This window comes from Pantoea rwandensis (genome assembly GCF_002095475.1).
Lineage (GTDB): Bacteria > Pseudomonadota > Gammaproteobacteria > Enterobacterales > Enterobacteriaceae > Pantoea > Pantoea rwandensis.
This window is the reverse complement of the sequence record NZ_MLFR01000002.1, coordinates 287,985-307,347: the sequence shown is the minus strand read 5'-3', so window position 1 is coordinate 307,347 and position 19,363 is coordinate 287,985. Positions and strand designations below refer to the sequence as shown.

Annotated in this window: 16 protein-coding genes and 1 pseudogene; 16 read left to right on the top strand and 1 reads right to left on the bottom strand. The window is 48.9% G+C overall.

Going from position 1 to position 19,363, the window contains the following annotated elements; all coding sequences use genetic code 11:
- The first annotated feature begins 10 nt into the window (after window positions 1-10).
- The 8 genes and pseudogenes from HA51_RS05120 (at window position 11) to araD (ending at window position 7,562) form a co-directional block, all read left to right on the top strand.
- A pseudogene (locus HA51_RS05120) lies at window positions 11-842 on the top strand (SMP-30/gluconolactonase/LRE family protein).
- 245 nt (window positions 843-1,087) lie between these two features.
- Window positions 1,088-2,086, top strand: a complete 999-nt coding sequence (gene yiaK, locus HA51_RS05115) for a 3-dehydro-L-gulonate 2-dehydrogenase (RefSeq protein WP_084932659.1) — start codon at window positions 1,088-1,090, stop codon at window positions 2,084-2,086.
- 14 nt (window positions 2,087-2,100) lie between these two features.
- Window positions 2,101-2,571, top strand: coding sequence for a NanQ anomerase/TabA/YiaL family protein (locus HA51_RS05110; protein WP_084932656.1), 471 nt, complete (start codon window positions 2,101-2,103; stop codon window positions 2,569-2,571).
- A gap of 12 nt (window positions 2,572-2,583) precedes the next feature.
- Entirely contained in the window at window positions 2,584-3,879 is a 1,296-nt protein-coding gene (locus HA51_RS05105; RefSeq protein WP_084932654.1) for an MFS transporter, read from the top strand.
- Window positions 3,876-5,357 (top strand): FGGY-family carbohydrate kinase, encoded by a 1,482-nt coding sequence (locus tag HA51_RS05100; protein ID WP_084932651.1) that lies wholly within the window; start codon window positions 3,876-3,878, stop codon window positions 5,355-5,357. Before HA51_RS05105 ends, HA51_RS05100 begins: the two co-directional genes overlap by 4 nt.
- Window positions 5,354-6,010 carry a 3-keto-L-gulonate-6-phosphate decarboxylase UlaD gene (gene ulaD, locus HA51_RS05095; protein ID WP_084932648.1) on the top strand — a complete coding sequence of 219 codons (657 nt, stop codon included), beginning with the start codon at window positions 5,354-5,356 and terminating at the stop codon, window positions 6,008-6,010. Before HA51_RS05100 ends, ulaD begins: the two co-directional genes overlap by 4 nt.
- Window positions 6,007-6,867, top strand: a complete 861-nt coding sequence (locus HA51_RS05090) for an L-ribulose-5-phosphate 3-epimerase (protein ID WP_084932645.1) — start codon at window positions 6,007-6,009, stop codon at window positions 6,865-6,867. Before ulaD ends, HA51_RS05090 begins: the two co-directional genes overlap by 4 nt.
- Window positions 6,864-7,562: an L-ribulose-5-phosphate 4-epimerase gene (gene araD / locus HA51_RS05085; RefSeq protein WP_084932642.1), complete on the top strand. Its 699-nt coding sequence runs from the start codon at window positions 6,864-6,866 to the stop codon at window positions 7,560-7,562. The genes HA51_RS05090 and araD overlap by 4 nt, the downstream gene beginning before the upstream one ends.
- 320 nt (window positions 7,563-7,882) lie before the next feature.
- Here the strand turns inward: araD and HA51_RS05080 are convergent, their stop codons facing one another.
- Window positions 7,883-8,794: a LysR family transcriptional regulator gene (locus HA51_RS05080; RefSeq protein WP_084932640.1), complete on the bottom strand. Its 912-nt coding sequence runs from the start codon at window positions 8,792-8,794 to the stop codon at window positions 7,883-7,885.
- Window positions 8,795-8,921: 127 nt separating this feature from the next.
- On the opposite strand from HA51_RS05080, the gene HA51_RS05075 reads away from it, so the two are divergent.
- From HA51_RS05075 to HA51_RS05035, 8 genes are all read left to right on the top strand, one after another.
- The gene (locus tag HA51_RS05075) at window positions 8,922-9,185 is read left to right on the top strand and encodes a DUF2798 domain-containing protein (protein WP_084932726.1); all 264 of its coding nucleotides are present in this window, start codon (window positions 8,922-8,924) and stop codon (window positions 9,183-9,185) included.
- Between the two features lie 156 nt (window positions 9,186-9,341).
- Window positions 9,342-10,433, top strand: a complete 1,092-nt coding sequence (locus HA51_RS05070; protein ID WP_084932637.1) for an NADH:flavin oxidoreductase/NADH oxidase — start codon at window positions 9,342-9,344, stop codon at window positions 10,431-10,433.
- Between the two features lie 3,175 nt (window positions 10,434-13,608).
- Complete coding sequence (locus tag HA51_RS05060; protein WP_084932632.1) at window positions 13,609-14,073, top strand: PTS sugar transporter subunit IIA; 465 nt, start codon at window positions 13,609-13,611, stop codon at window positions 14,071-14,073.
- Window positions 14,074-14,124: 51 nt separating this feature from the next.
- On the top strand, window positions 14,125-14,406 hold the full coding sequence (locus tag HA51_RS05055) for a PTS sugar transporter subunit IIB (RefSeq protein ID WP_084932629.1): 282 nt from the start codon (window positions 14,125-14,127) through the stop codon (window positions 14,404-14,406).
- A 14-nt stretch (window positions 14,407-14,420) separates the two neighbouring features.
- Window positions 14,421-15,812: a PTS galactitol transporter subunit IIC gene (locus HA51_RS05050; protein WP_084932626.1), complete on the top strand. Its 1,392-nt coding sequence runs from the start codon at window positions 14,421-14,423 to the stop codon at window positions 15,810-15,812.
- A 91-nt stretch (window positions 15,813-15,903) separates the two neighbouring features.
- Window positions 15,904-17,400: an FGGY-family carbohydrate kinase gene (locus HA51_RS05045; protein ID WP_084932624.1), complete on the top strand. Its 1,497-nt coding sequence runs from the start codon at window positions 15,904-15,906 to the stop codon at window positions 17,398-17,400.
- Between the two features lie 3 nt (window positions 17,401-17,403).
- Complete coding sequence (locus HA51_RS05040; protein WP_084932621.1) at window positions 17,404-18,438, top strand: zinc-dependent dehydrogenase; 1,035 nt, start codon at window positions 17,404-17,406, stop codon at window positions 18,436-18,438.
- A 177-nt stretch (window positions 18,439-18,615) separates the two neighbouring features.
- Window positions 18,616-19,359: a GntR family transcriptional regulator gene (locus HA51_RS05035; RefSeq protein WP_084932619.1), complete on the top strand. Its 744-nt coding sequence runs from the start codon at window positions 18,616-18,618 to the stop codon at window positions 19,357-19,359.
- Window positions 19,360-19,363 lie beyond the last annotated feature (4 nt).

Here is a 19,363-nt window from a genome sequence, read left to right as displayed (position 1 = left end):
GGGCGTCATGATGGAGATTGAAAAACTCTGTTCGCCCGCGGTCTGGGCTGAAGGGCCTGTCTGGTTATCCGAGCAGGATGCTGTGGTGTTCAGTGATGTAAAAGGTAACCGCATGTTCCGTTGGCAGCGTAATGGAGAGTTAAGCCTCTGGCGTGCCAACTCTCATTACGCAAATGGGAATACCTGCGATCGTGAAGGCCGGGTTGTGAGTTGTGAGCACGGTCGCCGCGGTATCAGTCGCACTGAACACGATGGCAGCGTTACATTGCTGGTGGATAAGGTAGAGGGTAAGCGTTTTAACTCCCCCAATGATGTGGTTGTCCGCTCTGATGGCACCATTTGGTTCACTGATCCACCGTATGGGATCATCAATGATGATGAGGGGTATGCTGCACATAGCCAGGTCATAGGATGTTTTCTTTATTGCTTTAATCCTGATAACGGACAGCTTTGCATCGCAGCCAGTGACCTGCAACGCCCTAATGGGTTGGCATTTTCACCAGATGAAAGCCTGTTGTATGTGGCCGATATGTCAGTCGTAGACTTCCCGGCTTTGGGACGCCGCGAATTGCGTGTTTATAACGTTGATGGCCACATGTTGTCTGCAGGGCGTTTTTTTTGCAGAAGTCACGCCAGGTTTTCCTGACGGTTTCTGTGTCGATAGTCGCGGTCATATCTACTGTAGTTGTGCTGATGGGGTGATCATATTTGATAGCAGCGGTCAGACGCGCGGTAAAATTTCAGTACCTGAGCGGGTATCAAATTGCACGCTAGGGGGCCCTGATGGCACGGAGTTGTATATCACCGCCACCACTTCATTGTACCGGGTGCATCTTCATTAATCCGACACAGTAAAGAGGTTGCTTTAAAGCCGGGGCAGAATTGTCTTCCCCGGCTTTGCCATGCCTAAAGGATGGCGAACCTGCGTCCGATCACAAATGTCAAATCAAAAAATAACTAATTGATTATAAACACTTTATTTAAGTCGCATTTCTTTGACTCGCCAGTGCTTTCCTCATAGGATTTATTTGGAACAACATTCCAACATATGAAATCTAAGCGTGAAAATGAGGAGAATACAGCCGACATGAGAATCAGTTATCAGCAACTATATCAAGAGTTCCTACGCGTCCTGCTGAGTCGAAATGTCTCAGAAGACAAGGCCATAACTTGTGCAACCATGTTTGCCGAAACCAGTCTCAACGGCGTTTACTCTCATGGCGTTAACCGCTTCCCCCGTTTCATTCAACAGCTGGACGCCGGGCACATAGTGCCCGAGGCATCAGCGAACAAAGTGTTGTCACTGGGTGCTATTGAGCAATGGGACGCCCAGCGTGCTATCGGCAACATTACTGCGCATAACATGATGGATCGCGCAATTGAGATCGCCAGCGATCATGGCATTGGTCTTGTGGCATTACGTAACGCTAACCACTGGATGCGCGGTGGGAGTTATGGCTGGCAGGCCGCTGAAAAGGGCTATGTTGGCATTTGCTGGACTAACTCGATTGCTGTGATGCCAGCATGGGGAGCAAAAAATTGCACTATCGGCACTAACCCGCTGATTGTTGCCGTGCCGGGTGAACCTATCACCATGGTTGATATGTCAATGTCGATGTTCTCTTACGGCATGCTGGAAGTGAACCGCCTTGCAGGTAAAACCCTACCGGTAGACGGTGGCTTTGATGATGAAGGTTCTTACACGCGAGACCCCGGAACTATCGAAAAAAATCGCCGCATTTTGCCTATGGGTTACTGGAAAGGTTCAGCGTTGTCGATTGTGCTGGACATGCTGGCAACCCTGCTTTCGAACGGCGCTTCAGTGACTGAAGTCACCGAAGACAACGGCGATGAGTTCGGTATCTCGCAGGTATTTATTGCGATTGACGTTGATCGCCTGATTGACGGAGAGACGCGCGACCACAAATTGCAGCGGATCAGGGATTCAATTACGGGCGCCGAACGTGCCGAAAGTCAGCAGGCGGTTCGCCTGCCGGGCGAACGGTTCCCGCTGCTTCGTAATGAAAACGAGCGGCTGGGTATTCCGGTAGACGAAAGCGTATGGACGCGCATTCAGGCACTGTAATTGAGGAGAACGTCATGATCACTGGCCACATTGATAATACAGAAGCATCCCACTATCCGCCTGCCATTGCGCGAGCCATTGCCTATCTGGCCAGCCATGATCTGAAGAGTCTGGCCGCAGGACGCTATAAAGACAGTGAAACTGGCTGGCAGGTGCAGGTACTGGATCTCAAGACTGCGCCAATGCAGGAAAACTTTCCTGAAGCACATCGACGCCATATTGACGTGCAATACCTGGTCGCCGGCTCTGAGCTAATAGGTGTAGCGAGTCAGCCTGTCAATGCGGCTGTTCAACACCCTTATGACGAAAATCGCGACATCATTTTTTATCAGCACGTACCTGATGAAACTTGGATCCGTATGGTCCCGGGTACCTTTGCCGTATTTTTCCCACAGGATATTCATCGGCCTAACTGCGCACCGGAACTGCCTGCGGCGATTCGTAAAGTTGTCGTCAAGATCCCGACAGCTGATCTGGTGGACTAAAGAGGAATTAGCATGAGTCTGACTGCGACTTCGCCAGCAGATGCAGGCATACCTGCATTACGGTGGCTGTACATTATTCCGCCTATTTTGATTACGTGCATCATCTCATACATGGATCGTGTAAATATTGCGTTTGCCATGCCGGGCGGTATGGATGCTGAACTGGGTATCAGTGCTTCAATGGCTGGACTTGCCGGCGGCATCTTCTTTATTGGCTACCTGTTTCTGCAGGTTCCCGGCGGTAAGCTAGCGGTACATGGAAACGGCAAACGCTTTATAGGCTGGTCATTAGTGGCATGGGCTGTGATATCGATACTGACGGGCCTTGCCACCAGTCAGTATCAATTACTGATACTGCGCTTCGCATTGGGTGTCGCAGAAGGCGGGATGTTACCTGTAGTGCTGACAATGATTGGCAATTGGTTCCCGGATAAAGAACGTGGCCGTGCGAATGCCATCGTGATTATGTTCGTACCCATTGCGGGGATTATCACCGCACCTCTATCGGGCTGGATAATCACCAACTGGGACTGGCGCATGCTGTTCTTCGTTGAAGGTGTGCTTTCGGTTTTTGTCATGATTCTGTGGGTGTTCACGATAAGCAACCGTCCGCAGGAAGCCAAATGGATCTCAGCGGCTGAAAAGCAATATCTGATCAAAACTCTGCATGACGAGCAGTTGATGATTAAAGGGCAGAATATGCGCAAAGCCTCGCTAAGTCGGGTGATGCGTGAGCCCATAATGTGGCGTCTTATCCTGGTCAATTTCTTCTATCAGACCGGAATTTATGGCTACACCCTGTGGCTGCCAACCATTTTAAAAAGCCTTACCAACGGTAACGCGGAGAAGGTAGGAATGCTGGCCATTCTGCCTTACGTTGGCGCTATTTTTGGCATGCTCCTTTTTTCTGTTCTTTCCGACAACAGCGGCCGTCGCAGAATTTTCGTGGCGCTTCCTCTGGGTGGATTCGCCTTCTGTATGGCGCTTTCAGTGCTCTTGAAAGCACATATCTGGTGGTCCTATGCCGCTCTGGTTGGATGCGGTGTCTTCATCCAGTCTGCTGCTGGCGTGTTCTGGAGTATTCCGCCTCGTCTCTTCAATGCAGAAGTTGCGGGTGGCGCGCGCGGTCTGATTAATGCACTCGGTAACCTGGGGGGGTTCTGCGGGCCTTACATGGTCGGGGTTTTGATTGCGGAATACAGCAAAGATGTGGGTATTTACAGCCTGGCTATCTCACTGGCAATTGCTTCTCTGCTGGCATTAACGCTGCCTAAGCGCTGCGATTCGGTGAAGCAGGAGGCGTTATGAAAAGCTGGTTAGGGCTGGATTGTGGCGGCACCTTTATCAAAGCTGGATTATACAACGAGCAGGGTTGTGAGCTGGCAGTGGCCCGGCAGAGCCTGCCTGTGCTGGTACCAGAGCCGGGCCGTGCCGAGCGTGACATGTCGCTATTGTGGGAACAAGCAGCTGTTGTGATCCGCAATGTGCTGCAACAAAGCGGAATAGATGCCTCTCAGGTTGCAGGAGTAGGAATTTCGGCCCAAGGCAAGGGATTGTTCTTACTGGACAAACAGCACCAGCCATTAGGCAATGGCATTCTTTCTTCCGACCGTCGTGCACTTACGATTGTACAGCAGTGGCAAAGAGACGGAATGCCGCAGCAGTTGTATCCGCAAACTCGGCAGACCTTGTGGACCGGGCACCCGGTATCGTTACTGCGGTGGATCAAACAGCATGAGCCACAGCGTTATGCTGACATCGGCAGTGTGCTGATGGCCCATGATTATTTGCGATTCTGTCTGACTGGCAAGCTGGCCTGTGAAGAAACAAACATTTCTGAATCCAACCTGTACAGCATGCAGACCGGAGACTGGTCCGTGGCGCTGGCAGAGGCGCTGGACATTGGTGAAATCGTGTCCTCACTGCCTCCTATCATCGGGCCAACTCAAGTCGCCGGATATGTGACAGAGCAAGCGTCACAGTTATGTGGATTGCCAGTGGGCACACCTGTGGTAGGTGGGCTATTTGATGTGGTTTCTACCGCAGTCTGTGCGGGGCTTCACGACGATACCCGTGTAAACGCAGTGATGGGAACCTGGTCCGTAACCAGTGGCATTACAGACCGCATCAGTGACGAAGTAGATTACCCCTATGTTTATGGTCGTTACGCTGTCGATAATCAATTCATTATTCATGATGCCAGCCCGACATCGGCCGCCAATCTCGAATGGTTTTGCCAGCAGTGGGGAATTAAAGATTATCAGCAGCTGAACAGTTGGGTTGCTGAGTTGCCCGCAGCCAGTAGCTCCCTCTTTTTCCTGCCTTTCCTTTACGGCTGTAATGCTGCGGCGAATTTGCACGGAAGTTTCGTTGGTATGCAAGCCGGGCACACCCGCGGTCACCTCGTACAGGCCATCTACGAAGGGGTGGTGTTCTCGCATCTTACGCATCTCAATCGCATCCGACAGCGTTTCCCGAAAGCAAGCGCATTGCGGCTTAGTGGCGGGCCCACACGTTCTGAACCCTGGATGCAGATGTTTGCTGATGTGAGCGGCATGCCAGTAGAAGTCCCTCAAGTTACTGAAAGCGGATGTCTTGGCGCTGCATTGGTCGCGCTGACCGGCACTGGCGTGTATGCCTCATTGCAACAAGCCCAGCAGGCTCTTAATCCAGAGATTATTACCTGGCTGCCTGATGCAGACCGGCATGCACGATATCAAATGAAATATCAAAGCTATCAGGAGCTGGTTAAGGCACTGACAGCAGTACAAGGAGTTTATTCATGAGTCTTCCTTTGCTTCAGCTCGCGCTGGATCACACCGACCTGGACGCTGCCCTGCAGACAGCACAGTTGCTTCACCAGGATGTCGACATTATCGAAGCCGGTACGATTTTGTGCTTTAGCGCAGGTATTGAAGCTATCTCTCGCCTGCGTAGTCAGCATCCGACGAAAATCCTGGTCGCTGATTTCAAGGTTGCTGACGCAGGCGCCACGCTGGCTGATATGGCGTTCAACGCAGGGGCCAACTGGATGACGGTGATCTGTGCGGCGCCGCTGGCCACATTTGCTACCGCTTTGGATGTGGCGAAGCGCTATCAGGGCGATATTCAGATTGAGTTGTTCGGGCACTGGACATTAGAAGACGCGCGTCAATGGCGGAACCTTGGCCTGACTCAGGCTATTTATCATCGGGGGCGTGATGCGCAGGCGAGTGGGCAGCAATGGAGTCAGCATGACCTCAATGCTATGCAGGAGCTTTCAGATATGGGCTTTACACTGTCTGTTACCGGCGGCATCACACCTGAAGAGTTACCGCAGTTCCGCAATATCGATGTCAAGGCCTTCATCGCTGGACGCGCGCTAAGTGACAGCGCGACTGGCTTAACGACCGCTAACCAATTTCATCAGGCAATTGCCAACATCTGGGGAAAGCAATGAAACGACAGCATCCACTTGGAATTTATGAAAAGGCTTTGCCTGCATACCTGGCCTGGCCAGAGCGACTCGCGCTGGCGAAAGCGTGCGGCTTCGACTTTGTCGAAATGTCTATCGACGAAACGGATGAGAGACTGGCGCGACTGGACTGGAGCAAGGAGCAGCGTTTGTCGCTGGTCAACGCAATGATTGAAACGGGCGTCACCATTCCGTCTATGTGCCTGTCGGGTCATCGGCGTTTTCCATTTGGTAGCCGCGATGCAGCGACGCGCCAGCGAGCAGATGACCTGATGGATCGCGCGATCCAACTCGCCAAAGATGTAGGCATTCGCACCATTCAGTTGGCCGGATATGACGTCTATTACGAACCGCATGATGAAGGCACGGTGGCACGTTTCGCTGAAGGTCTGTCACGTGCGGTAGAACGTGCCGCAGCAGCTCAAGTCATGTTGGCAGTGGAAATTATGGACACTGAATTTATTAACGCCATCAGCAAATGGAAGGTGTGGGAAAAGCAGTTGGGATCGCCTTGGTTTTCGGTCTATCCCGACGTCGGCAACCTAAGTGCGTGGGGTAATGATGTAACGGCGGAACTGACTCTGGGAATTGATCGCATCGCTGCTATCCATCTTAAAGATACGCAGCCGGTAACCGCCAACTCACCAGGGCAGTTCCGGGATGTTCCCTTTGGACAGGGGTGTGTCGATTTCGTCAGCGTTTTTCGCACCCTGAAACAGCTCAATTACCGCGGCTCATTTCTTATTGAAATGTGGACGGAGAAAGCCGAGGAGCCGGTGGCAGAAATCGTGCAGGCACGGCGCTGGATTGAACAAAAAATGCAGGAAGGGGGATTACAATGAATTTGCAGATGTTAAAACAACAGGTACTTGAAGCTAATTTAGCGTTACCTCGGCACCAACTCGTTACCTTTACTTGGGGGAATGTAAGCGCCATCGATCGCGCGAACAATGTTGTTGCGATCAAACCTTCCGGTGTGGAATACGACGGCATGACGGTCGAGGATATCGTGGTTCTCGACCTGGAGAGCGGCCGCATTGTTGAGGGCAAGAAAAAACCTTCATCTGATACCGCAACCCATCTTGCGCTTTATCGTGCTTTTGATGATATCGGTGGCATCGTACATACTCATTCTCGTCATGCCACCATCTGGTCTCAGGCAGGGCAAGATCTGCCGGCATGGGGAACCACTCATGCGGATTATTTCTACGGCTCTATCCCTTGCACCCGTCTTATGACAGAGCATGAAATAGTCAATGATTACGAGCATAACACGGGGCAAGTTATTATTGAGACATTCCGGTCGCGTGATATTAGCCCAACGGATGTTCCTGGCGTACTGATTAATGCTCATGGACCTTTTGCCTGGGGAAAAGATGCAGATACTGCTGTTCACAATGCGGTGGTGATGGAAGAGATCGCGTATATGGGTATTTTCTCTCGGCAACTGACACCCGGGATAAATCCTATGCAACAGGTGCTTCTGGATAAACACTTTTTAAGAAAGCACGGCAAAAATGCCTATTACGGGCAGTAGGTTAAAATTTCCGTGACCGGATAGAGTGTTAATAACGCTACTCACCTAAAACATTAAAAGTGAATAATAAAATCCTTTTGTAAAATAGAAGGATAGGGCTGTTTTATTTAAAATCACTGGCAGCCTTTTATTCACAACCTCGCGAATGATTGTTTTAATTAGAAAGATGGACATTTCGAAGCTAAAAAGAACAGCAACATATCACCACATCATCGGACAAAATACGACGTTGCGTTTCTCGACGGTCGTTTTCATGTTAGACCCGCAGGGGAACGTGCTCTGGCGTCACCTGCAGGAGACAGCGCTGCCGCTGGAGTGAGTCACGTTGACTGCATCGCCTGCTCTAAAAAAGTAATAAAGGCTCTGACCTTTGCGTTGAGTGCTGAACGTTCGTTGACGCAGGCGAAAATGTTCATGGGTGAAGAGGCAACACGACTTTCATTGTTCTGGTCGGAAGGGAATAAAGCGATGAGTTGCCCACTGTCGATTAAGGGTTTTGCAATAAAACTCGCCAGCCGGGCAATACCACCGCCATTGACCGCGATATTGGCAATGATATCAATATCGTCGCTGATAAACCCGGGGTTGAGTTTCGCCGCCACCTCCTGGCCATCAACCCGAAACGTCCAGGGCAAAAAGCGTCCATCGGTGGGATAGCGGAAAACCAGGCAAGCGTGCTGGCTAAGGTCGTCGGGACTTTCCGGCATGCCCGCACGCTGCAGATAAGCAGGTGCTGCGCAGAAAATAAAAGGTAACGATGCAATTTTGCGGGCAATCAGTTGATCGTTCAGCTGTGCTTCGATGCGAATACTGACGTCGACACCCTCCCGTCGGTGATCGACATTGCGATCGGTGCTAATCAACTCAATATCAATGCCGGGGTACACCTCCTTGAACGCCGGCATCAGGGGGGCGAGCACGTAGCGGCCAAATGCTGCCGTTGTGGCAATGCAAAGTGCCCCCTGCGGCTTGGTTTCCAATGCCGCAGCCTGCGAAGCGATATCCACGTCATAAGGAATATGTCGCACTTTTTCGAAATAGCGTTTACCGCTTTCGGTCAGGGTCATACTGCGGGTTGTGCGTGACAGCAGGCGCACCCCTAGATGATATTCCAGCCGGGCAAGGCTCTGACTGACCGCCGCAGGGCTCATCCCTTTCGCGCGCGCTGCCGCTGCGATGCTGCCGTTTTCCACCACCCGGATAAAGGTACCGATCAACCCTAGCAAATCCATAAGACCTCAACGCTCAATTCGTCATGTTTGCTTAATAATGATTAAAGCAGAACCGTTCTACCGCTGCTTTAGTCAGCTTGATAGCTTAGCGGCTGCCTTGCTAACCCATATTGAACAGGATAACGCTATGACGGATGCAACCACCAAGAAAATCGCCAAAGTTCGCTTTCCGAAGCACACTTCACCTTACATTTTCGCGCTATATATGGCGACCATCATGGCCTTTCTGATGAGTCTGGTGATTACCTTTGCCGAATTTGGTGTGGGACCGCATTACATGACAAATGTGATGAATGCCTACCAAGTCGCCATGCCTGCTGCCTTTATCTGCATTCTTGTAGTGCGCCCGATAGTGGTCAGGCTGGTGGGGCTAACGGTGCATGGGCATTGAGACAGGTTAACGCTCAGACTGAGAAACAGCATGCAATGTGTGAACAGCTAGCGTCTGAGCGTGTAGGGTTAGCCGCGAGAGAGAAGATGATTTACAGAGGTTTTGCCTTGAGTGAAACCCGTACAGCGCAGCTGAACCTAACGTTAAGGGATAAAGATGAGTCAACTATTTAGTGCGGCAAAGATTGGGGAACTGGCACTGGAGAATCGCATCGTCATCGCGCCAATGTGCCAGTACTCAGCCGAAGCAGGACGTGCCAGCAGCTGGCACCGCATCCACTTAGGTTCGCTGGCGCTATCCGGTGCAGGTCTGCTGATTCTCGAAGCGACAGCAGTGGAAGCAATCGGTCGTATCTCGCCGGGTGATTTAGGCCTGTGGGATGATGAGACCGAAGCGGCGCTACACACTGTGCTGGCCGATATTCGTACCTGGTCACCGATTCGTCTGGGCATTCAGCTCGGCCATGCCGGGCGTAAAGCCTCTTGCCGCGCACCATGGCAAGGAGGACATCAACTGCCTGCGAGCGAAGGTGGCTGGCAAACCGTTGCACCTTCGGCCTTGGGCTTTGCTGAGCAGGACGTTGCACCCACCGTACTGGATGACGCGGGACTGGCGCGCATCAAGCAGGCCTTTGTGGAGAGCGCGCAGCGTGCCGTGCGGTTGGGAATTGAACTGATTGAGATCCATGCGGCACACGGTTATCTGCTGCACCAGTTCCTCTCGCCACTGAGCAATCAGCGTCAGGATCAATATGGTGGCTCGCTGGAGAACCGTTTACGTTTCCCACTGGAAGTCTTTTCCGCGGTGCGCGCCGCCGTGCCGGCTTCAATTCCGGTAGGTGTGCGTCTTTCTGCCACCGACTGGGTCGATGGCGGTTGGGATGAAGAGCAATCCATTGAGTTTAGCCAGCAGCTGGAAACGCTGGGCTGTGATTATGTGCATGTCTCGAGCGGTGGGTTGTCACCCTTGCAAAACATCGCGGTGGGACCAGGCTATCAGTTGCCCTTTGCGCGCGCCATTCGCCAGCAGGTGAACATTCCGGTGATGGGCGTTGGTTTGATCACTGACCCGCAGCAGGCGGAAGCAGTACTGGAGCAAGGGGATGCTGACCTAGTGGCACTCGGTCGCGCAGTGCTCTATAACCCACACTGGCCGTGGCAAGCCGCTGCTGCGCTCAATGCACAGGTCAAGGCACCATCACAGTATTTGCGTTCTGAACCGCATGGCGTAAAGGGTACGCTGGTTTGATGTCACTCTAAGGGCAAACCTTCCTCGGTCCAGGCACTGAGGAAGGTTGCAAAAAAGAACTTCCGGTCTGCGTCCAAATGTCCGGCTATATTCCTACCTTACAATCTCTTCCGTTAATCTCCTGCACCGGCGCAGGCATCCCTATTGTTAATGGGCATAGCCCATTAAACGAACACACGTTGTGGATAAAACGAATTTATGGGTAGATAGGGCAGATTTGTCTATGGGCTTAGGGTCACTCAAAGGAGTATCGCAACGCATACACCGGATACCCATATGTAGAAGCTTGTTTTTCATCAGAGGGAGTTGATGTGTCTTGTCGAATATCGCGCAGGAGGGGTACGCATTCCGCCGATTAAGATCATCAGGAATGGAATAATGAATGAAGACGTCAACAAGATTATGCGTCTTAACGAACGCGATCTTGAGCAAAACTGAGGGGATTTTAACGTGCAGACTGCTTCGGTAATTATTGTTGAGAAGAAGATATATGAAATCATTGCACGTTTTGGAGCGGAAGCTTGTTTGTCTGATATTGAAGGCATTCAGGACTACGCCGAACAGTAGGCACGCAGAATCATCCAGACTATTCCCGATAGTGAATATTTCTACTCAGATTATGCAGATGAAGAGGGCGGATATTCATGCCGGATAGCAATAACTAATAGGGTAACAGGAGACACGCTTGAACTTGAGTTCTCAGGCAGAGGTCTGCAGTTGGCGTCTTAACTGAACATGCCTACCAGCGGACGAGAACGACATCCACTTGCCTGGTAGGGCTTTCAACGCTTGATAGTTCTCTCTTACTCAATGAAGGAACGATGCGTCTCACGCGGTGAGTACTTCCGCGAGGGGACTGTAATGAGCTGTGAACCGCCCGCAGCAGGTAGCTGCGTTCCCTTACGTGTACGCATTCACAGATTGCAACATGAGGAGTGTTCTTGAGGGTGCTGCCGGATCGGCTCTCAGCAAATTTTCCCAGTAGGAATGCCATCATGAATATACGAACGCTTGATAGTGCTAATAGCAGCATTAGGGCATTGCTAGGTCTGGTTGGCGGAGGAGTTGGTGGCACTCTCCGACATAATGGCCCTAATGGATACGGAGGGTTGAAGGATTACATGAAGAATACTCTATCGAAGTCAATTAAGCGGTAGTCCCGATTGTATTCCATCAGTACGACCTGTACATGGACAGCGCCGGTTTAGTAAATACAGGAGTGAACTGACGACTGTTATGAGATTTCAGGTGATGCCACCCGAAGCAACGGTGACTTCACGTAAGTAGAACCGGTCTGTTATTGCATCTTTTGGAAGTATGAGTGCGGTGCTGGCTCATTTTACAACCATAAGGGGTTCACAACGAATTGAACACGGCAATAAAGTCGTCATGCAGTGCTAGCCCGGAGACATCATAAAGGTAAAGGGCCGGGAGCTGGTGGGTTTGGAGTCCCTACGGAACGGGACCCCGCCGCACTGTGGTCTGACGTGCGCGGCGGGATAGTCAGTCTTGCTTCTGCAAAAGGTTACTATGGGGTAGTGATTAGAAAAAAAGACGCACAGGAAAATGAAACTTAATCTTTGCACTCAAGCATGACCAGACAAGTGGTGGAGCATTTTGATTTTGGATCCTCCTCCATGTCAGTTGTAATCTATATGGTCGATACGAGGGTATGGGCTATTAGCCCATTTTCTTACCGAGTGGAGAATTATATGGCGACGACTTATAAAAAATAACATTTGAAACTTGTGGATTTAATAACTATTTCAAATAATAATTTTGTGGAGGAAATGGAAAGTGTTTTACAAAGGTTAATGTTTCGTAATAATCAGATGCAGTTATTTAATTTTTTAAATCTATTTTTGTTTTTCATATGGGTTTTAAATGCTATGAGTGTTGTAAAATATATTCAACCTGCGCCCAACAAAGGTTTTGTCCAAAGAGGGACTATGAAAGGTCTGCCAGGCACGCTAGTTATCTTTTTTTGGATTGAAACTAAGCTTATCTGGCAGTGGAAATGTTAATACAGGTATTTTGGAGTATTCACATGGATCTTATCGATAAATTGCAGAGCATACATAGACTGCACGGTGAGGGAACCTCTACTCCTGAAGGCGCAGAACCCGTATCGTTTGAAGCGGGTTCTGCTCTTTTCTTCCCAAAAAATATAGAAGGACTCTAGGAGATGAATGGCACATTATGAAAAGTGTATGTTATTTTTATTTAATTAAATTCTCCCTCTGATCAAAATGCCTGTTGCCTGTTGCCTGTTGAAGGATAAACAATGTAATGGATATTGGTCATGCTGAAATGTTTGGTGACCTATTTATTTTTTCATGGTTGAGCGATTTAAAGTAAATGTCAGGTTTCGACAGCAAAAAAATCAATGTGAACGGTTCTCTTGAATTATCTCCTTCGAAAGATAATATATCTTATTGATCCTTTCTTCAAACTGGGCTGGAGAATAACGGTCAACCTCAGTCACAAGCCAATCGACCTCATTGCAAACTAAAGGATCAAATAACTTTTTATCTTTGGCATTTTTTAACCATTTCTTAACTATCCTTGCGTGCTCTTGTTTTTTATAACAAGTTGGCGCGCGTTTCTCATTTTCATATTAACGAGAAGACAATAGTAGAAATGCATTATTTTTTTTACGGAATTGATATCGTCCATGTAAACCACGTAGTTGAAAATGTAGTATTAAATTTAGGGCGTATTGTGTACAGCATGTTAAATGACATCGTCAACCCAAAGTTATCGGTATTAAGATTTCACGAGTTGCGATTCTAACTTCAGGGTATTGATATGATTAAACTTTTAGTTCACAAAAAAACCATTATTATAATTTAAATAAGTTCAAGTTAATTTAATTACAGCTGTTACTATTTGCTGGCTAAATTTAAATTCTATTTTTTCAAAAAGAAACGATAAAATTACCTATAAATATCCTATATTTCATGAAGTTAATGATTGTTTTTTCAGCGCCTGTTTTAAGAAACAAAATTTTTTGTGTGAGCAGAAGCACAAAACCTGTCAGAGCACATTGCTCGCAGCCACTTCTCAGGAGTAGGGTTCACTCAGGTTGAACATAGTTGTACATAGACAACCATGCCTGACACTGGTCACGATGAGTCAGGAGATTCGATAAAATTTGGAAGGACAGAGGTACAAGATGCCATTGAATACATCACTAGATCGCGAGCTTATCCATCTGCATCAGGCACCGCAGGACCGTAATGCGTTGTTCAGCAAAATCACTGATCAACTCCTTGCCAAAGGGATTGTTGAAGAGAGTTACCGTGAGGCTCTGGTTTTACGTGAGCAGAACCACCCAACAGCAATGCAGCTGGAAACTATGGGCGTCGCGATCCCCCATGTTGATGTTGAACATGTCCGCGAGGAGCGACTGGTTGTTGTCACATGCCCTGAAGGCATTGAGTTCAATCAGGCAGAAGATCCTGACCTGACAATGAAGGTGAATGTCATTTTCTTTCTGCTTCTGAAAGAAAAAGATGCGCATCTCGAGTTCCTGATGAAGCTGATTTCTTTGTTCCAGAAAACAGCAGAGATGAACACCCTGCTAAGCACGACCTCCGTTGAGGATGTTATGCAGATCCTGGCTAAAAATCTCGATTGATCACTGTACCCCCAGTGCTTTGAAATCCGATTAAAAATAACGGAGTCTGAAATGAATAAGAAAATTATCTTCGCCTGTACCAGTGGCATTGCTACCTCTGCGGTTGCAACTGAGAAAGTTGTTACCTACTGCAAAGAGAACGGCATCAACGTTGAGCCTATTCAATCCAATATCGGCACTATTGCCTCTCAGGATGGTATGGCTGATCTGATCATCGTAACTTCAGCCGTTAAGACCAACCTGCAGACGCCAGTGTTAAATGGTCTGCCGTTGCTGACGGGTTTCGGTGAAGAAGATCTCCTCGAAAAAATTGTTGCACTTCTGAAGAAATAACAGAGGACAGGCAGATGCTGCAAACACTCTATGGCGGAATTCAGTACATGCTGGCGCTTGGCCCCACCATCATGTTGCCAATTATCATCTTTATTATGGGCCTGTGTTTGGGAGCCGGTTTTAGTAAGGCGCTGCGTTCAGCACTGACTATCGGTATGGGCTTTATCGGTATCTTCCTGGTATTCGGACTACTACTTGATCAGTTGGGGCCAGCGGCCAAAGACATGGTTAAGCACACGGGTATTAACCTGCCTGTTGTGGACTTGGGATGGACGCCACTGGCTGCTATCGCTTGGGCATCTCAGGTTGCACCGTTTGTAGTGCCGTTGACTATCGGTATCAACGTATTAATGCTGACGCTTAAGTGGACTCGCACCGTTAACATTGATGTGTGGAACTTCTGGCACTTCTCCATGGTTGGCGCGATGGTTTACAACGTTACCGGCAGTTTCATGTTCGGACTGTTGATTGCTGGCGTGACGTCGATTATCACCTTGTTGCTGGCTGACTGGTGTGCACCGATGATTCAGAAATACTTCAACCTACCGGGTATTTCTTTGCCAACGCTTTCATCGGCCATCTTCTTCCCGTTCGGCCTGCTGGGTAACCTGGTTCTCGATAAGATTCCAGGCATCAATAAGCTGAATGCTGATGCCGATGCAATTCAGAAACGCTTTGGGATTTTTGGCGAGCCCATGATGCTGGGTGTCATTCTTGGAGCAGGAATCGGATTGCTGGCACGTTACGATTTCAAAGGCGTGCTGACGCTGGCGATGAGTTTGGGTGCAGTGATGCTGATTATGCCACGGATGGTTAAGCTGCTCATGGAAGGTCTGCTGCCACTGTCTGATGCGGTTAAAAAGTTCCTGCGTAAGAAATACCCGGATCGTGATGACCTCTACATTGGTTTGGATATTGCTGTTGCAGTGGGTCACCCGTCAGTGCTGTCTACCGCGCTGCTGTTAATCCCGGTTGGTGTACTTCTGGCGGTAGTGCTGCCAGGTAACCGCCTGTTGCCTTTGGGTGACCTTGCCAATATCTGGGTACCAATCTCGATGGTTGTACTGGCATGCCGCGGAAACATTGCGCGTGCATTTATCCTGGGTATTCCACTGTTGACAGTGAACCTGTATGTGGCATCTGCAGCGGCACCAATCCTGACCTCAGTAGCGAAAAGCATCCACTTCCCGATTAATACGGACAGTGAGATCTCAAGTCTGCTGGATGGTGGTAACCCGTTCCGCTTCTGGATGGTGAAAATCTTTGAAGGCAATCTGATTGCTCTGGGGCTTATTCCGGTCATCTTCGTCACCTGCCTGCTTCTGTATCGCATGACGAACAAGCAGTTGAAGCGTGAAGAGATGGAAGAGAATGCTGCTGAACAACAGGCTGCACTGTCTAAGTAAGTCATAAAGTAACGCTAAAAAAGGGAAAGGCTGAGTGGTATTTCCCTTCTTTATTAATGATTGATGTTATTCCCTTCCAGAGGGGAGAGATATGTACGCTATTGGCATAGATGTTGGAACAACAAATTGTAAGGTCTGCTTATATCGAATTGCGGATCTTGAATTAATAAAAAAACACAGTTTCGTTACGCCAAAAACAATTACAGAACACGGCAGTGATTTTGAAATTAATGCATTGTGGGAGGGGATTATTGATGGTTTAGCTAATGTCGCTGCAACTGTTAAAGATCCCCAAAATATCGTCAGTATTTCAGTAGCCAGTGTAGGGGAAGCCGGCATCCTGCTTGATGCGGAAGATAAGGTAATCGGCCCGGTTATGACTTGGTACGACACCCGCACCCAGCCGCAACTGGAGCGGGTCGTAAGTCGTATCAGTGAAAGCCGTCTTTATGAAATAACAGGTATACCTGCACACAGTAATTACAGCCTAAATAAGATTTTGTGGCTGATGGAGCACACCGAAAATCAGAAGCCAGCCAGCTGGCTGTGTATGGCGGAATACATCGCCTTCCGCCTGAGCGGTGTCAAACGTGCAGAATACTCGCTTGCCTCCCGTACACTGGCATTTGATATAACGAAAAATACCTGGTCAGAGGAGATATGCTCTGCGATGGATATCCCGCTATCCCTGTTCAGCCCGTTGGTTACAGCAGGTGAGCCAACGGGCAACTTGCTGATGCAATTAAGTGAAGTCACAGCAATTTCGGCACAGGCCAAGATATCTATTTCAGGTCACGACCATATGGTTGGCTCTGTAGCGGTTGGTCTGACAGGAGAAGGGCAGATTCTTAATTCTACTGGAACAACTGAAGGTCTGCTGGTGGTGCTTAATAAGCCTTCAGCGACTGAACAGTATTACCAGTCACGTGTATCTAATGGCCATCACGTACTACGTGACGCATACACTCTGTATGCGTCTCTGCCATCTGCTGGTTATGCGATTGAGTGGTTTACCAACCTGTTCAATCTGAAACCAGCTGATTTTAATTGCATGACGATCTGGCTGATGAATAAGGGCGCAGCTGAGAAACCAACTGACAGCTTCTTGATACCTCACCTGCGCGGCAGCGGTCCGCCAAGAAGGACCATACATGCAAAAGGGCTGGTTTATGGTGTTGAGGACCAGACTGATCCGGAAGAGTTTTTGAAAGCGGTTTTCCATGGGCTTTGTTATGAGCTGCGTCATTTGCTGGAAACGTATGAAACGCTAACCGGCAATCACTGGGAATCGGTCATGGTTATTGGTGCAGCCTGCCAAAACCCTTACTGGCTGCAACTAAAGGCAACGATTCTTAATCGTGAAATTGTGGCGTGTAAGCTTCCTGAGGCCGTAAGTCGCGGGGCAGCAATCTTAGGTGCCAGAGGCGCAGGTGTTGAACCAAGAGATGTGACGATGCCAGAGGATGCACTTGTCCGCTACCAGCCCGATGCGAAATCAGCGGAGAGCTTCGCTACGGTATATCAGCAGATATACAAGCATCTCTACGAGACCAAAATCCAAATTGAAAATCAGATGAGCAGGATGTAAATCATGAAAGCCAGCGTTTATTACAGCAAAAACGATATCCGCTATGAAGATCTTCCCGTGCCTGAAATTGAAGACGGTGACGTTCTTTTGAAAATGAAGAGCTGCGGATTATGTGGGACGGATATTCATAAAGCCCAGCATCAGACTGTCACGGGGCCAGTCGTACTGGGCCATGAAGTGGCGGCTGAAGTAGTTAAGGTTGGCAAGCGAGTGACTAAGTTCCGTCCCGGTGATCGCGTAGTGACAGCAATTCACGTTCCATGTTTTAGCTGCCATTACTGCGATCGTGGTCATTTCACCATGTGTGAGCAGTTCAAACCTACCAATATTGAGCCGGGTGGTTTTGCTGAGTACATTCGCCTACCTGAGTTACATGTCAAACATTTGACGCATAAAATTCCAGAAGGCGTGTCCTGGGAAAAAGCGGCAATGGTTGAACCGATCGGCTGCTGCTTGCATGGACTGAAACAGGCGGTCATTACCCCCGGCTGTAGCGTACTGGTTATGGGCTCTGGCACCATTGGCCTTCTCAGTGCGCAACTATCAGCCATGATGGGGGCTTCGAACGTCATTGTTTCTGACCTATCGCCGTTCAAACTGGACCTTGCTCTTCGTCTGGGGATCAATCATGCAATCAATCCAGCCAAAGAAAATCTTGAAGCGCGTATCAATGAAATCACTCAGGGACTCGGTGTTGATGTGGTGGTCATTGCTGCTGGCGTCTCTGCACTTCTGCCGCAAGCCATTAACCTGCTGCGACGTGGAGGACGAGTAGTCGTCTTTTCTCCATTTGATCATAACAACATGGTCAGTATTGATGCAGCACGTTTCTTCCGGGATGAAATCTCAGTAATAGGTACATATTCACTCTCTTCTTATGAGATGCCGGAAGCTGTTGAAATTATCCGTAACAATCGTATCAACGTCGACGACATGATCACGCACACCTACCCACTGTCACAATTGGCTGAAGCAATTGAGTTTGCTTCAAACCCAAACAATGACGTGTTGAAGGTGATCATGCAAATGGACGAGTAATAGAAATTCAGGGCTTACTTTTTACGATATTCCCAGAGCTGCCGCCGAGTTACATGCCACTAGCGGCGCAGATTTTGTGAAGCAGATCGTTTGTGAATACCGGGAAATAAGGTTATGTTCGGGCGATACTTGTGCATAGTCGTACATAGACGATCTTAATTACAGAGGGAACATCGCATGACTACCGTTTTGAAAGATTCTGAAGTGCCACTTTACCTTCAGGTTTCAGAGTGGATCCGTGAAAATATTTACAAAGGTGATCTGACCACCGGTGACCGTGTGCCGTCAGAAAACCAAATCATGGACATGCTGGGAGTCAGCCGCGGGACGGTCAAAAAAGCCGTTACCATGTTAGTTAATGAAGGGATGCTGGTTCAGGTGCAGGGAAAGGGAACATTCGTCAAAAGCGAAAACATCTCTTATTCCCTGGGTGAGGGCCTGCTGTCCTTTGCGGAGTCTCTGGAAAGTCAGCACCTGCATTTTGAAACTGAGGTTATCGAATCTCGCAATGACGTTGCCTCAAAGCTGGTGGCATCCAAGCTAGGAATTGAAGTGGGCGCACCGATTTTATACCTGAAACGTGTTCGTAGCGTGGAAGGTGAAAAAGTCATGTTGATCGAAAACCGTATCAATATTGCTCACTGCCCTGGCATTGAGAATATCGACTTCAACAACAATAATCTTTTCCCAACGGTAGAACGGCTTTCAGGTAAGAAAATTGCATCTTCTGAAAGCCGTTATGCAGCAAAAATAATTGGTGCTGAGCGTGGCCATTATTTAGAAGTTCATGAAGATGCACCGGTGCTGCATCTGGAGCAAATCGTGTACTTCGAAAACAACATTCCGTTGGAATTCGGCAATGTATGGCTGAAATCTGACAAATATTATTTAGGTACAGTTCTTCAACGAAGAGAGAGGTAAATGT